Below are 13,887 nucleotides of genomic sequence, written 5' to 3' on the forward strand. Positions count from 1 at the left end.
ATGAATACACCGAATGCTCAGAATGTTCTGAATGCGTTGAATCTGCTGGATGCGCTGAATTCGCCGGAACAGGCAAAGTCGTCGCTTGCATGAACAGGCCCCCGTAGCCGTCGTGGAACATCCCCGTTGCGCCGGTGGAGCTCGGTCGAGGCTCCGCCGGTGACTGTCAGCATGCCCCGACGCGGCGCCCGGCGTCGAAAGTTGTCCACAGGTGGTGGATATTCGTCGTACAAATCAAACGCATGGCGGGGGATCGGCATCGAACCGTCCCGGAGGCGGGACTTCCCCCATGTGCAGCGGGTAACGTCGGGGCGTGTCCGCCGACCCACTGCACCGCGCCGGAACGCCACAGCGCAGTACGACGAGCCCGCCACAGGGCGGCCCGGGGGCGAGCGCGATCGAGGTCCGCAGGAGCGCCCGGCGCCGCCGGACGGTCTCGGCGTACCGCGAGGGCGATCGCACCGTTGTGCTCATCCCTGCCCGGATGTCCGAGGCCGAGGAGAAGCGCTGGGTGAACGTCATGCTGGACAAGCTGGCCGCCCAGGAGAGCAAGCAGGTCCTCGGGGACGCCGAACTGGCCGAGCGTGCGAAGCAGTTGTCGGAGCAGTACCTCGACGGCCGCGCCCGGCCCCGGTCGGTCCGCTGGGTCACCAACCAGAACACCCGCTGGGGCTCGTGCACTCCGGCCGAGGGCAGCATCCGTCTTTCGCACCGTCTGCAGGGCATGCCCGAGTACGTCGTCGACTACGTCCTCCTGCACGAGCTCGCACATCTTCTGGTCCCCGGTCACGGGCCCCGCTTCTGGCGGCTGCTGGAGGCCTACCCCCGCACTGAGCGGGCGAAGGGCTACCTGGAAGGCGTGGTCGCCGCCGAGCGGCTGCCCCATGTTCCCGGCGCGCGCGGCGAGTGACCGCACCCTGAGGCACCCCTAGGACGGTGCTTCCGATCCGGCCGGAAGAGGGGTTGTGTACCGGGTCTGTACCGGCTTCGTCCGATGTCCGAGTTTGCCGTTAGCCTGGCGCGACGCACTCACACTCGGGATGGGGGACGGTCGTTACGCATGGCCAGGGAATTCCAACGCGGCCACAAGGCCAGGATCAGTGACCTCACCGCGGGCACGGATCTGTACGTAGGTGTGCAGATCTCGGCCCCCGGGCTGACCTTCGACATCAGCTGTTTCGGTCTCGACGCCGACGAACGGCTCTCGGACGACCGGTACTTCGTCTTCTTCAACCAGCCGAAGTCCCCCGAGGAGTCCATCCAGCTCCTGGGCGCCCAGGCCGGTGACACGGAGTCCTTCCGGGTCACGCTCGACAAGATCCCCCCGCAGATCCAGAAGCTGTCCTTCACGGCGACGATCGACGGCGCCGGACAGATGTCGCAGATCAGCCCCGGGTACATCCGCATCGTCGCCGGCGGCGAGGAGGTGGCCCGGTACGCCTTCGACGGCTCGGAGTTCTCCACCGAACGCGCCGTGATGCTGGGCGACTTCTATCTGAAGGACGTCTGGCGGTTCGCCGCGGTCGGACAGGGCTTCGACGGCGGCCTCGAGGCGCTGCTGAAGAACTTCGGCGGCGAGGTCGCCGAGGAGGAGGCGCCCGCCGCCCCGCAGCAGCCGCAGACCGGGGCCGCTCCCGGCTTCGCACCGCCCGCCCAGGCTGCCGCGCCGCCCGCGTTCGGCGCCCCCGCCGCACCGGCCCCGGCTCCCGCACCGGCTCCCGCGCCCGCGGCGCAGGGCTTCGCGCCCCCGCCCGGCTCCAACCCCCCGCCTCCGGCCCCGGCTCCCGCCCCGTCGGTGCACGCCCAGCCCACCATCGTGGCGCCCGTGACGCCGCCCGGCGGCACCCCGCCGCCCCCGGCTCCGGCGCCCTACGGCCAGCCGGGTCAGCAGCAGCCGCCCGGACAGCCCGGCCAAGCGGCGCCCTACGGGCAGCCCGGCCAGCAGGCGCCGTACGGCCAGGCCGCGGCTCCCACCGCCCCGCTGCCACCCGGCTACGCCCAGCCTCAGGCCCCCCAAGCCCCCCAGGCCCCGACCCCGCCGCCTGGTTACGGCCAGCCCACCCCGCCCCCGGGCTACGGCCAGGTCCCGGGCCAGCAGGCCCCCTACGGAGCGCCCCAGGGTGCACCGCAGGGTGCACCGCAGGGCGCCGGCGTGGCCGCCGCGCTCCAGCAGTTCAAGGAGACGCCCACCGGCCAGCGCTGGACGCAGCAGAACAAGAAGCTGATCCGGGTCGACCTCGGCATCGGCGGACACCCCGTCCTGGCCAGGCAGGGCAGCATGGTGCTCTACCAGGGCAAGGTCGACTTCAGCTACAAGGGCGCCGGGTTCGCCGGCCGGATCGTGGGCAACGCGACGGGCCAGGAGATGCAGCTGATGCGCTGCACCGGCCAGGGCCAGGTGTTCCTCGCCGAGAACTCGGCGATGCTGCATCCCATCGAGCTCCAGGGCGACGGCATCTGTGTCTCCGCGGAGAACGTCCTCGCCTTCGACGAGAGCCTCCAGTACGAGGTCCGCCGTATCGAGGGCCACGGCATCCCGGGTGGCGCGCTGTTCACGATGCAGTTCACGGGCACCGGCACGATCGTGGTCAAGACGCAGGGCACGCCCGTGGTGCTGCCGGTCACGCCCACGACCTTCGCCGACTGCAACGCAGTCGTCGCCTGGTCGTCCGCCGCCCAGGTCGTCGTCTCCAGCCAGGTGCGCATGCGCCGCAACGCCTACCCCGGCGACACCGGCGAGAGCGTCAACCTCCAGTTCCGGGCCGCGCCCGGCAACTTCATCGTCGTCCAGCCGTACGAGATCTGAGGGAGAGCCCGTCATGAACCAGCCGCTCGCGGGCTACGCTCCCGCACCCGTCACCGCCCGCATGGAGAACCACGGCAATCACATGCTGAAGGTCGCCATGCAGACCGGGAACGATCTCTTCGCGCGCGTGGGGTCGATGGTCGCCTACGAGGGCTTCGTCCAGTACGAGCCCAACCCGCCGGCCGTGCGCCAGATCGCCAAGGACTGGATGACCGGCGAGGGAGCGCCTTTGATGAAGTGCTCCGGCGACGGCCTGCTCTACCTCGCCGACTACGGCGCCGACGTCGTCGTCATCAACCTCAACGGCGACGGAATCTCCGTCAACGCCACCAACCTGCTCGCCTTCGACGCCCATCTGACGTGGGGCGTCGAGCGGGTGAAGGGTCTGGCGAAGTTCGCCGGGCAGGGCCTGTGGAACACCAAGATCTCCGGGCAGGGCTGGGTCGCGCTGACCTCCCGGGGCAAGCCGATCGTCGTCGACTGCGGCGGCGGTGAGGACGAGACGTACGTCGACCCGGACGCGCTCGTCGCCTGGTCGCCGAACCTCAAGGTGAAGGGCAAGCGCAGCTTCAAGGCGCAGTCGCTCATCGGCCGGGGCAGTGGCGAGGCCTACCAGATGGCCTTCTCCGGACAGGGCATCGTCGTCGTCCAGCCCAGCGAGGACAGCACCGACCGTCTCCGGGTCCGGGGCTGAGGGGGAGCAAGAACGCCATGCAGAGCCCGATTTTCGCCTACAACGAGCAGCAGACCCAGGACCGCTGGAGCCTGCAGAACAAGCAGATGCTCCGCGTCGCCCTGGAGGGCCACGACGACATCCTCGCCCGCAAGGGCACGATGGTCGCCTACCAGGGACTCGTCGAGTTCGACGCAGAGTTCCAGAGCAACCAGCAGGGACGCGCGCGTGCGCGCACCGGTGAGGGCCTGGACCTGATGCGCTGTCACGGACAGGGCATCGTCTATCTCGCCAACCTCAAGCAGCACGTCCACCTGGTGGATGTCGACCAGGACGGGCTGACCGTCGACAGCAGCTATGTGCTGGCGATGGACTCCTCGCTGCACCACGAGGTCATCGCCGTGGACAGCCTCTACGGCATCTCCGGTTCGGGGAAGTACCAGCTCAACATCACCGGCCGCGGCAAGGTCGCCCTCATGACCTCCGGCATGCCGCTGATGATGCAGGTGACGCCCGACAAGTACGTCAACTGCGACGCCGACGCGATCGTCGCCTGGTCGACCGGGCTGCGCGTCCAGATGCAGGCCCAGACGCACTCCTCCGGAGTGTGGCGGCGCCGCGGCAACACCGGTGAGGGCTGGGAGCTCAGCTTCATGGGCACCGGCTACGCGCTCGTGCAGCCCAGTGAGCTGCTGCCGCCGCAGAACGCCCAGATCGGCTCTGGCCTCGCCGCGCAGTACGGCGTGGGACAGCAGGGGGCCCGGGGCCAGAACCAGGGCAACGTCTGGAGCTGAGCCGACGGCACCGTCCGGAAGGCGGACGTGAGGGGCGACCGCTACAGGCGGTCGCCCCTCACCTGTTCACAGGCGGGCGCGGGTCGCTTCCAGCAGTCGTACGACCGACTCGTCCGCCACGTCCGCCACCTCGTCGTAGGCGAACCAGCGCACGTCGAGGGACTCGTCGCTGACCTCGTGCACCGCGTCCGGCGGGGCGAGGACCGCGTACTGGACGTCGAAGTGCCAGTTGCACGGGGCCGGGATCGGATGCCGGTCGAGTGCCACAGGGCCGCCCGGCAGCAACGTCAGACCGACGACGCCGGACTCCTCCGTGGCCTCGCGCAGCGCCGCCGCCTCGAGGCCGGTGTCACCGGGTTCGCAGTGGCCGCCCATCTGCAGCCACATGCGCAGCTTCTTGTGCAGGGTGAGCAGAACCCGCTCGCGCGCGGGGTCGATCACCAGCGCGCTCGCCGTGATGTGCCCGTCCTCGCACGCCTTCCACATGCCGTCCGGGTGGGTCCCCAGGTGCTCCAGATAGGCCTGGCGCAGCTCTTCCTGGCCCTCGTAGCCCTTCAGCACGAGGACCGCGTCGTCGTACAGGCTCACTCGGTGTCGTCGCCCTTGGAGTCGTCGTCCTTCTTCAGGTTCGGCTTCTCGCCGGAGCCGCCCGCCGCCTCGCCGAGCATCTTGTCCAGCTCGGAGAAATCGATCTGCTCGCGGTGCACGAAGCCGTCCGGGTCGTCGAGGTCGGTGGCCGTCGGCAGCATGTCCGGGTGGGCCCACAGGGCGTCACGGCCGTCGACGCCGCGCGCGTCGGTGAGCGAGGCCCACAGACGGGAAGCGTCGCGCAGGCGGCGCGGGCGCAGCTCCAGGCCGATCAACGTGGCGAAGGTCTGCTCCGCCGGGCCGCCGGAGGCGCGGCGACGGCGCAGCGTCTCGCGCAGCGCGTCGGCGGACGACAGGCGGGGCTTCGCGGCCGCGTGCACCACCGCGTCCACCCAGCCCTCGACGAGTGCCAGAGCGGTCTCCAGACGGGCCAGGGCCGCCTTCTGCTCGGGCGTGTCCTCCGGCTGGAACATGCCCTGCTGCAGGGCGTCCTGCAACTGCTCGGGGTTCTGCGGGTCGAACTGGCCGACCACGTCCTCCAGCTTGGCGGTGTCGACCTTGATCCCGCGCGCGTAGCCGTCGACCGCGCCGAACAGGTGCGAGCGCAGCCACGGCACATGCGCGAACAGACGCTGGTGGGCGGCCTCGCGCAGGGCGAGATACAGCCGCACCTCCTCCTTCGGAACGCCCAGGTCCTTGCCGAACGTCTCGATGTTGACCGGCAGCAGCGCGGCCTTGCCGGCCGGGCCGAGCGGCAGGCCGATGTCGGTCGAGCCGACGACCTCACCTGCGAGCACACCGACGGCCTGCCCGATCTGCGTGCCGAACATGGCGCCGCCCATCGAGCGCATCATGCCGATCAGCGGGCCGGCCATGGCCTGCATCTCCTCCGGCAGGACGTCGCCCATGGCGGTGCCGACACGCTCGGCGACCGGGTCGACGAGCTCCTGCCACGCGGGCAGAGTCGCCTCGACCCACTCCGCGCGGCTCCACGCGACGGCGGTGCCCGCGCCGGACGGCAGGGACGTCGCGTCGTCGAGCCACAGGTCGGCCAGGCGCACGGCCTCCTGGACTGCGGTGCGCTCGGCGGGGCCGACGCTCGCGTCCTTGGTGCCGTCCGCGGTGCCCTGGGAGACCGTCTGGCGGGCGATCTGCTTGGCCATGTCCCAGTTCACCGGGCCGCCCTCGTAGGAGAGCATCTGGCCCAGCTGCTGGAACGCGGCGCCCAGGTCGGTGGGGTTCAGCGAACCGAACATGGCAGCGAACGGATTGTCGGCGCCCGGGCTGCCAAAGCCCCCGGCACCGGGCAGCCCGAAGCCGAACGGGTTGGCCGGTCCCTGACCACCACCGCTCTGCTGGTCCTTCTTCTTGCCCTCGTCGCCGTCTTCCGGCTCCTCCGGCGGAAGGCCGAATCCGAATGGGGTGTCACTCACGGGATTCCTCGGCTGGTAAGGCCACCGGCTGGCACCGGCGGCGCGACTGCCCGATAACACCACCCAGCGTAGACACCGCGAGCCGTTCGGGCCTCGGTGCTTCGCCGACTCTCGGCCTGCGGCAGGATGGATGCCACCTGGTACGTACGCGTCACTCGCGTTCGTACTGAAGACAACCGCTGGAGACGCCCGGTGAGTTCCCCTGATCCGCAGGTTCGCGCAGCGCGAAACCGGTCAACCCCACCCGCCGCGCGCGGGCCCGTCGTCGCGGTGACCGGTGCCGCGTCCGGGATCGGCGCGCTGCTCACCGAGCGGCTCGTCGCGTCGGACGAGGTCAAGCAGGTCGTCGCCATCGACGAGCGGCGCGGCGACTGCGCGGCGGCGCAGTGGCACATCCTCGATGTACGGGACCCGGCCATCGCGGACAAGCTGCGCGGCGCCGACGTGGTCGTGCACCTGGCGCTCGACCTGGACCTGGAGACGGACCCCGCCGCGCGGACGGCTTACAACGTCCGGGGGACGCAGACCGTCCTGACGGCCGCGGCGGCGGCCGGGATCCACCGGGTCGTGCTGTGCACCTCCGCGATGGTCTACGGGGCGCTGCCCGACAACGAGCTGCCGCTGTCCGAGGACGCCGAGTTGCGCGCGACGGCGGAGGCCACCGGGGTCGGGGACCTGCTGGAGATCGAGCGCCTCGCGCGCAGGGCGCCCCGCGCGCACCCGGGGCTCAATGTCACCGTCGTCCGGCCGGCCGTGCTGGTGGGCGGCACCGACACCGCGCTGACCAGGTACTTCGAGTCGCCGCGGCTCCTTGTCGTCGCCGGGTCACGACCCGCCTGGCAGTTCTGCCATGTCGAGGATCTGTGCGGTGCCCTGGAGTACGCCGTCCTGGAGAAGGTCGACGGGGAGCTCGCCGTCGGCTGCGACGGCTGGCTGGAGCAGGAGGAGGTCGAGGAGCTCAGCGGGATCCGGCGCATGGAGCTGCCGTCGGCGGTCGCCCTGGGCGCGGCGGCCCGGCTGCACCGGATCGGACTGACCCCCTCTCCGGCCGGGGACCTGGCGTACACGATGTACCCCTGGGTGGTCAGCGGGAGCCGGCTCCATGACGCGGGCTGGCGGCCGCAGTGGACCAACGAGGAAGTGCTCGCGGAGCTGCTGGAGGAGGTCTCCGGCAGGCACACGGTCGCCGGGCGGCGGCTGGGTCGCAAGGACGCGACGGCGGCAGGGGCCGCGGGAGCGACGGTCGCGCTGCTGGGCGCGGCGGCGGTGGTGCGGCGGGCGCGGAAGGCCCGGCGGCGGATCTGAGCGAGCCGGGATGGCGGCCCTGGTGCGGGCTGCCCGCTCGTGGCCTGTAGGAGACTCCAAGCCGCACGCGCGCGTGCCGGGCGATGACGCTATTCCCCGTCCTCGCGCGCGTGGGGCACGATGGGGTCATGGCACCTACCAACGATCACCCCGGTGAGCAGGGCGCTCAGGATCCCGTGAAGCTCATCGCCATTCGTGAGACGGCCCTCTCCGTGGACGAGGTCTTCCGGGCCGTCGGGGACGATGCCGCAGGTGGGACCGCGCTGTTCGTGGGCACCGTGCGGAATCACGACGGGGGTGCCGACGTCGACGAGCTCGGGTACTCGTGCCACCCCAACGCCGAGGCCGAGATGCGACGCATCGCCGAGAAGGTCGTCGCCGAGTACCCGGTGCGGGCGCTCGCGGCCGTGCACCGCGTCGGGGACCTCGCAGTCGGGGATCTCGCCGTCGTCGTCGCCGTCTCCTGTCCGCATCGCGGCGAGGCCTTCGAGGCCTGCCGGAAGCTGATCGACGATCTCAAGCACGAGGTGCCCATCTGGAAGCACCAGAAGTTCTCCGACGGCACCGAGGAGTGGGTGGGCGCCTGCTGAGCGGCCCGCCCGGCTGCTTCGGCCTGCCGCGCTTCCCGTACGGACGTCTGCCTCGGCGTGGCCCGCCTTCGTGCCTCACTACTGGGCGGCTCGCCCGTGTCGCCTGCTTGCTGGGGGGTGTGCCCGGGTATCTGTCCGCCGTGCGGCCCACCCGGCTCGCCTGCCTCCTGACCGGTGTGCCCGGGTATCTGTCCGCCGTGCGGCTTGCCTGTGTCGCCTGCTTGCTGAGGGGCGTGCCCGGGTATCTGTCCGCCGTGCGGCCCACCCGTGTCGCCTGCCTCCTGACCGGCGCACCCGGGCATCCGTCCGCCGAGCGGCCCGCCTCGACGCCTCCCTGCTGAGCGACCGCACCGCCTCTCCCCGCCCGCAGCGCGGTCCCTTCGAACCCCCATCCACCCCACTCCGGTTGCGTAACCGCACCCCTGCCGTGAGCGTTGTCAGTGCCAGTGGTTAATCTGCTGATCAGTCAGTTGCGGTCACTCATTGGGGATGGGAGGACGGCATGGCGGCGCTCGCCTGGTTGCTGATTCCGCTTGTGGCTGCGATCGGCGCAGGTCTGTGGGGCAGTTGGGCCAACCGGACCCGCAAGGCCCGGGGAGACGGGCCGGAGCTCGACGGCTATGCCCGGTTCCGCGAGGCCATGGAGAGGCCCACCTCCCGCTCGTGATCGCGCGGCCCGCACATGATCGCGGGGTGGGCCGGCGGGCCCTGACGCGGGCGCCGGCGGAAACGGCCCTGTCAGTGCCCCGGCGGACGGCCCTGACGGGGCGCTGACAGGAGTGTCCCGTACTGTCGTGGCATGCCACGCCGCACCGCGACGATGCTCGCCTCCACCCTCATGCTGATCGCGCTCCTGTGCGCGGGAGTCTTCATCCCCGTGCCGTACTCGGAGATGTCCCCGGGGCCGACGGTGAACACCCTCGGCGAGCACGACGGCGAGCCGGTGCTGCAGATTTCCGGGCGCAAGACCTATCCGACGACCGGGCACCTCAACATGACCACCGTCCGGGTCACCAGCGCCGACTACAAGATGAACCTCGTCGAGGCCGTCTACGGGTGGCTGGCGCATGACAACAAGGTCGTGCCGCACGACACCCTCTACCCGGACGGCAAGACCGAGGAGGAGTCGACCCAGGAGAACGCCGAGGAGTTCAGCCAGTCCCAGGAGAGCGCCAAGGTCGCCGCCCTGAAGGCGCTGGACATCCCGGTGCAGAGCTGGGTGATCGTCTCGACCGTGGTGAAGGGGACGCCGGCCGAGGGCAAGCTGCACGCCGGAGACGTGGTCAAGGCCGTCGACGGTACGGCGGTGAAGGAGCCCGCGGACGTCGCCGAGCTGGTCACCAAGCACAAGCCGGGCCAGGACGTCGTCTTCACGATCGTGCCGGCGAAGGAGCAGGCCGCCGCCGAGAAGGAGCGCCGGACGCCGACGAAGACCGAGAAGGTCACGATCCGGACCGCCGAGTCCGACGACAGCAGCGAGAAGCGCGCCATCGTCGGGATCTCCGCCGGGACCGACCACACCTTCCCGTTCACCATCGACATCAAGCTCGCCGACGTCGGCGGACCCAGCGCCGGCCTGATGTTCTCGCTCGGGCTCTACGACAAGCTCACCCCGGGCAGCCTCACCGGCGGCAAGTTCGTCGCCGGCACCGGCACCATCGACGACGACGGCAAGGTCGGACCCATCGGCGGCATCGAGATGAAGACCATCGCCGCCCGGGAAAAGGGTGCCCAGTACTTCCTCACGCCCGCCGACAACTGCGCGACCGCCGCCAGGGACGTCCCCGAGGGGCTCACCCTCGTCAAGGTCGGCACCATCGGCGACGCCCTCGGCGCTCTGAAGGACATCCGCTCCGGTGACACCGCCGACCTGCCGAAGTGCACGACCAAGAGCTGAGGGACAGCACGCGGTACGACGACGGGGGCGCCCCTCACATCAAGGGCGCCCCCGTCGTCGTACCGGAAGAACCTGGTCCGCCGTACCGGACGGCCTCAGTCCTCGAACGTCGCCGCCAGTGCCTCCGCCAGTCCCGGGACCAGGTCCGGGCCGGTGAGCACCTCCGTCGGGCTGTCCTTCTCACGCATGCGCACGGCCGACTCGCGGGCGCCGTCGCGCAGGACCGCGACCGTCATGCGGACCTCCTGGCGGTCGGGATGGTCGGCCACCCACTTCGCGAGCTTGCCCTCGCTCAGGCCCTGCGGGACCTGCGCCTCCGCGGAGGGGGGCAGCATCAGGCGCTCGACGGTGAGCGCGCAGCCGGCCACGGCGTCGGGCCAGGCGATCGTGCCCAGGAACTCGTCGAGCGCCTGGCCCGTTGGAAGTTCGTCCTGCTCGATCGGGGTCAGGCCGGAGGACTCCTGCTCGTCCCCCAGGCCGAGCTGGGCGGCGAGGCCGGGTTCCTGGGCCCGCAGCCGTGCGGTGTCTACGAGGGCGAAGAGGCGGGCGGGCTGGTCCCAGCCGAGGCCGGAGGCGTACTCGTCGATCTCGAGCACGGCCCGGGTGAGCGGGCTCGCCGCCATGGGAGTGTTGGACATGGTCACAATCCTGCCTCGTTCCTGGGCGGAATCGGGAACTGAGTAAACGGTGAGTAAGTTGCATAGGTGTGGGCCCACGATCACGGGGGGCCACGGAGGGTCCACGAAGACGCGGGCCTGACGGATCAACAGCGAACCTCGGGGTGCGAACCTTGGCTTTCCAGATGCCGGACCGCGGCGGAGGCCCGACCGGGCCACGGATCAGAGTGGGCCGCCCGTCCCGGCGTGTCCGGACGCTGCTCATGACACTGGGCGTCCTCGCCGTCCTCGGCATGGCCTTCACCATGTTCGCGGGCTTCTGGACGGACTGGCTCTGGTACCGGTCGGTGAACTACTCGTCGGTGTTCACGACCACGCTCTGGACGAAGATCGGGCTGTTCTTCGTCTTCGGTCTGCTGATGGCCCTCTCGGTCGGCTTCAACATCTGGCTGGCCCATCGGCTGCGCCCGCCGCTGAGCGCCATGTCGATGGAGCAGCAGAGCCTCGACCGCTACCGCATGGGCATCGCGCCGTACAAGAAGTGGCTGCTGCTGGCGATCACCGCCCTGGTCGGCCTGATCGCCGGCGCCTCCGCCTCCAGCCAGTGGCGCACCTGGCTGATGTGGGTCAACGGCGTGCCGTTCGGTGAGAAGGACCCGCAGTTCCACCTGGACGTCGGCTTCTACGCCTTCGACCTGCCCTGGTACCGGTTCCTGCTCGGCTTCGGCTTCGCCGCCGCGATCCTCTCCTTGATCGCCGCCGCGCTCACCCACTACCTGTACGGCGGGCTGCGCGTCACCAGCCCGGGTGCGCGCGCCACCGCTGCCGCCACCGGCCATCTGTCGGTTCTGATCGGCATCTTCGTCGCCCTGAAGGCGGTCGCGTACTGGCTAGACCGGTACGGGCTCGCCGTGAAGTCCAGCGACTTCAAGGCGACCGACAACTGGACCGGCCTGAGGTACGTCGACGCCAACGCCTATCTGCCGGCCAAGACGATCCTGTTCTGCATCGCCGTCATCTGCGCCCTGCTGTTCTTCGCCACCCTGTGGCGGCGCACCTGGCAGCTGCCCGTGATCGGCTTCGGCCTGATGGTGCTCTCGGCGATCCTCATCGGCGGCCTGTACCCGGCGATCGTGCAGAAGTTCCAGGTCCAGCCCAACGAGCAGGCCAAGGAAGCGCCGTACGTCGCGAAGAACCTCAAGGCGACGCGCGAGGCCTATGGCATCGACGGCACCCAGGTCACCGAGTACCCGGGCACGAGCCAGACCGAGGACAAGACCCAACTGCGCGACGACGTGGACGCCGCGGCGAGCATCCGGATCCTGGACCCGAACATCGTCTCGCCCACGTTCCAGCAGCTCCAGCAGATCAGGAACTACTACGCGTTCCCGACCAACCTGGACGTCGACCGGTACAGCAAGGACGGCAAGGACCAGGACACGGTCATCGGTCTGCGTGAGATCAACCTCAACGGCATTCCGAAGCGGAACTGGATCAACGACCACTTCCGCTACACCCACGGCTACGGCGTGGTCGCCGCCGAGGGCACCAACGCCGACGACCAGGGCCGCCCGGACTTCACCGAGTCCGACCTGCCGTCCAAGGGCGACCTCGGGACGTACGAGCAGCGGGTCTACTACGGCGAGAAGACCACCATGTACTCCATCGTCGGCGGTCCCCAGAAGGAGATCGACTACTCCGACGACAGCGGTGAGAAGACCTACAGCTACCAGGCCGACAGCGGCGTCAGTCTCTCCAACCCGGTCAACCGGGCCGCGTACGCGGTGGCGTTCGGCGAGCCGCAGATCCTGTACTCCGGTGCGATCGGCGACGGTTCGCGGATCCTGTACAACCGCACACCCAAGGAGCGCGTCGAGGCGGTCGCCCCGTGGCTGACCATCGACGGTGACGCCTACCCGGCGGTCGTGGACGGCCGTATCCAGTGGATCGTCGACGCGTACACGACGACGAACGGCTACCCGTACTCGTCCCGCACGACCCTCGGGGACACTACGGCCGACTCGCTGACGGCGAGCAACAACCAGCGCGCGGTGGTGGCCCAGCAGAACCAGGTCAACTACATCCGCAACTCGGTGAAGGCGACCGTCGACGCGTACACCGGCGAGGTCAAGCTCTACCAGTGGGACACCGAGGACCCGGTCCTGAAGACCTGGATGAAGGCGTTCCCGGACACGGTGGAGTCCAAGAGCGAGATCTCGAAGTCGCTGATGGCCCATCTGCGCTACCCGCAGGACCTGTTCAAGGTCCAGCGCGAGCTGCTCACCCGCTACCACGTGAAGGACGCCACGACGTTCCTCAGCGGCAGCGAGGTCTGGCAGGTGCCGGACGACCCGACCAACAAGTCGGGCAACGCGGTGCCGCCGTACTACCTGAGCATGAAGATGCCCGACCAGGCGGCACAGGCGTTCTCGCTGACGACGACGTTCACGCCGAACGGCCGGGACAACCTCAGTGCCTTCATGGCCGTCGACGCCGAGGCGGGCACCAGTGACTACGGCAAGATCAGAATTCTGAAACTGCCGACCAACACCACGGTCAACGGCCCCAGTCAGGTCCAGAGCCAGTTCAACTCCGAGCAGAACATCGCCGAGACCATCAGGCTGCTGAGAGGTGGCGACTCGGAGGTCGAGTACGGCAACCTGCTGGCTGTCCCGCTCGACGGCGGACTGCTCTACGTGGAGCCGGTCTACGTCCGTGGTGGCGGACTCAAGTACCCGCTGCTGCGGAAGGTGTTGGTGTCCTACGGCGGAACCACAGCCTTCGAGGACACGCTCGGCGAGGCCCTCAACAAGGTCTTCGGAGCGGAGGGCCCGACCACCGAGCCACCGGACGAGGGCGAGGAGCCAGGCGGTACGACACCTCCGCCGACCTCGACCAACCCGACGGTCCAAGAGGCGCTGAACGATGCCCAGAAGGCCTTCGAGGCCGGCCAGGAAGCCCTGAAGAAGGGTGACTGGGAGGCGTACGGCCGGGCGCAGGAGGACCTCGAGGAGGCGCTGAAGCGGGCCGAGGACGCGCAGGCGCAGGCCGACAAGACCGGCGCCGGTGGCGGCGACAGCGACGGCGGCAAGGCGAGCCCGAGCGCGAGCCCGAGTGGGAGTCCGAGCCCGACCAGCAGTCCCACCGGCACCTAGGGACGAGGGTTGATCAAATAGCCCACCCC

13 protein-coding genes are annotated in these 13,887 nt (G+C 69.9%); 10 read left to right on the forward strand and 3 right to left on the reverse strand.

Features of this window, described 5'->3' with window-relative positions:
• Nucleotides 1-313 precede the first annotated feature (313 nt).
• The 4 genes from ACIBAG_RS24475 (at nt 314) to ACIBAG_RS24490 (ending at nt 4,273) form a co-directional block, all read left to right on the forward strand.
• Nucleotides 314-910, forward strand: coding sequence for a M48 family metallopeptidase (locus ACIBAG_RS24475; RefSeq protein ID WP_399107619.1), 597 nt, complete (start codon nt 314-316; stop codon nt 908-910).
• Between the two features lie 150 nt (nt 911-1,060).
• Entirely contained in the window at nt 1,061-2,806 is a 1,746-nt protein-coding gene (locus ACIBAG_RS24480; RefSeq protein ID WP_399107620.1) for a TerD family protein, read from the forward strand.
• A gap of 13 nt (nt 2,807-2,819) precedes the next feature.
• On the forward strand, nt 2,820-3,500 hold the full coding sequence (locus ACIBAG_RS24485; protein ID WP_031479373.1) for an AIM24 family protein: 681 nt from the start codon (nt 2,820-2,822) through the stop codon (nt 3,498-3,500).
• Nucleotides 3,501-3,517: 17 nt separating this feature from the next.
• Entirely contained in the window at nt 3,518-4,273 is a 756-nt protein-coding gene (locus tag ACIBAG_RS24490; RefSeq protein WP_399107621.1) for an AIM24 family protein, read from the forward strand.
• Nucleotides 4,274-4,339: 66 nt separating this feature from the next.
• Here the strand turns inward: ACIBAG_RS24490 and ACIBAG_RS24495 are convergent, their stop codons facing one another.
• The gene (locus ACIBAG_RS24495; protein ID WP_399107622.1) at nt 4,340-4,861 is read right to left on the reverse strand and encodes an NUDIX hydrolase; all 522 of its coding nucleotides are present in this window, start codon (nt 4,859-4,861) and stop codon (nt 4,340-4,342) included.
• Nucleotides 4,858-6,294 carry a zinc-dependent metalloprotease gene (locus ACIBAG_RS24500; protein ID WP_399107623.1) on the reverse strand — a complete coding sequence of 479 codons (1,437 nt, stop codon included), beginning with the start codon at nt 6,292-6,294 and terminating at the stop codon, nt 4,858-4,860. The genes ACIBAG_RS24495 and ACIBAG_RS24500 overlap by 4 nt, the downstream gene beginning before the upstream one ends.
• Before the next feature lie 192 nt (nt 6,295-6,486).
• Between ACIBAG_RS24500 and ACIBAG_RS24505 the strand changes: the two genes are divergently transcribed.
• The 5 genes from ACIBAG_RS24505 (at nt 6,487) to ACIBAG_RS24525 (ending at nt 10,086) form a co-directional block, all read left to right on the forward strand.
• Nucleotides 6,487-7,599 carry an SDR family oxidoreductase gene (locus tag ACIBAG_RS24505; protein ID WP_031479382.1) on the forward strand — a complete coding sequence of 371 codons (1,113 nt, stop codon included), beginning with the start codon at nt 6,487-6,489 and terminating at the stop codon, nt 7,597-7,599.
• 128 nt (nt 7,600-7,727) lie between these two features.
• The gene (locus ACIBAG_RS24510) at nt 7,728-8,189 is read left to right on the forward strand and encodes a molybdenum cofactor biosynthesis protein MoaE (RefSeq protein ID WP_399107624.1); all 462 of its coding nucleotides are present in this window, start codon (nt 7,728-7,730) and stop codon (nt 8,187-8,189) included.
• Nucleotides 8,190-8,308: 119 nt separating this feature from the next.
• Nucleotides 8,309-8,530 (forward strand): hypothetical protein, encoded by a 222-nt coding sequence (locus ACIBAG_RS24515; protein ID WP_399107625.1) that lies wholly within the window; start codon nt 8,309-8,311, stop codon nt 8,528-8,530.
• Between the two features lie 161 nt (nt 8,531-8,691).
• Nucleotides 8,692-8,856, forward strand: a complete 165-nt coding sequence (locus ACIBAG_RS24520) for a hypothetical protein (protein WP_167348303.1) — start codon at nt 8,692-8,694, stop codon at nt 8,854-8,856.
• Between the two features lie 132 nt (nt 8,857-8,988).
• Nucleotides 8,989-10,086, forward strand: a complete 1,098-nt coding sequence (locus tag ACIBAG_RS24525; RefSeq protein ID WP_399107626.1) for a PDZ domain-containing protein — start codon at nt 8,989-8,991, stop codon at nt 10,084-10,086.
• A 95-nt stretch (nt 10,087-10,181) separates the two neighbouring features.
• On the opposite strand, the gene ACIBAG_RS24530 is transcribed toward ACIBAG_RS24525, so the two are convergent.
• Nucleotides 10,182-10,724 carry a PPA1309 family protein gene (locus ACIBAG_RS24530; protein WP_399107627.1) on the reverse strand — a complete coding sequence of 181 codons (543 nt, stop codon included), beginning with the start codon at nt 10,722-10,724 and terminating at the stop codon, nt 10,182-10,184.
• 164 nt (nt 10,725-10,888) lie between these two features.
• On the opposite strand from ACIBAG_RS24530, the gene ACIBAG_RS24535 reads away from it, so the two are divergent.
• Nucleotides 10,889-13,858 carry a UPF0182 family protein gene (locus tag ACIBAG_RS24535; protein WP_399107740.1) on the forward strand — a complete coding sequence of 990 codons (2,970 nt, stop codon included), beginning with the start codon at nt 10,889-10,891 and terminating at the stop codon, nt 13,856-13,858.
• Nucleotides 13,859-13,887 lie beyond the last annotated feature (29 nt).

Origin of the sequence: Streptomyces sp. NPDC051243, from assembly GCF_044455405.1 — a bacterium.
In the GTDB taxonomy this organism is placed as follows: Bacteria; Actinomycetota; Actinomycetes; order Streptomycetales; family Streptomycetaceae; genus Streptomyces.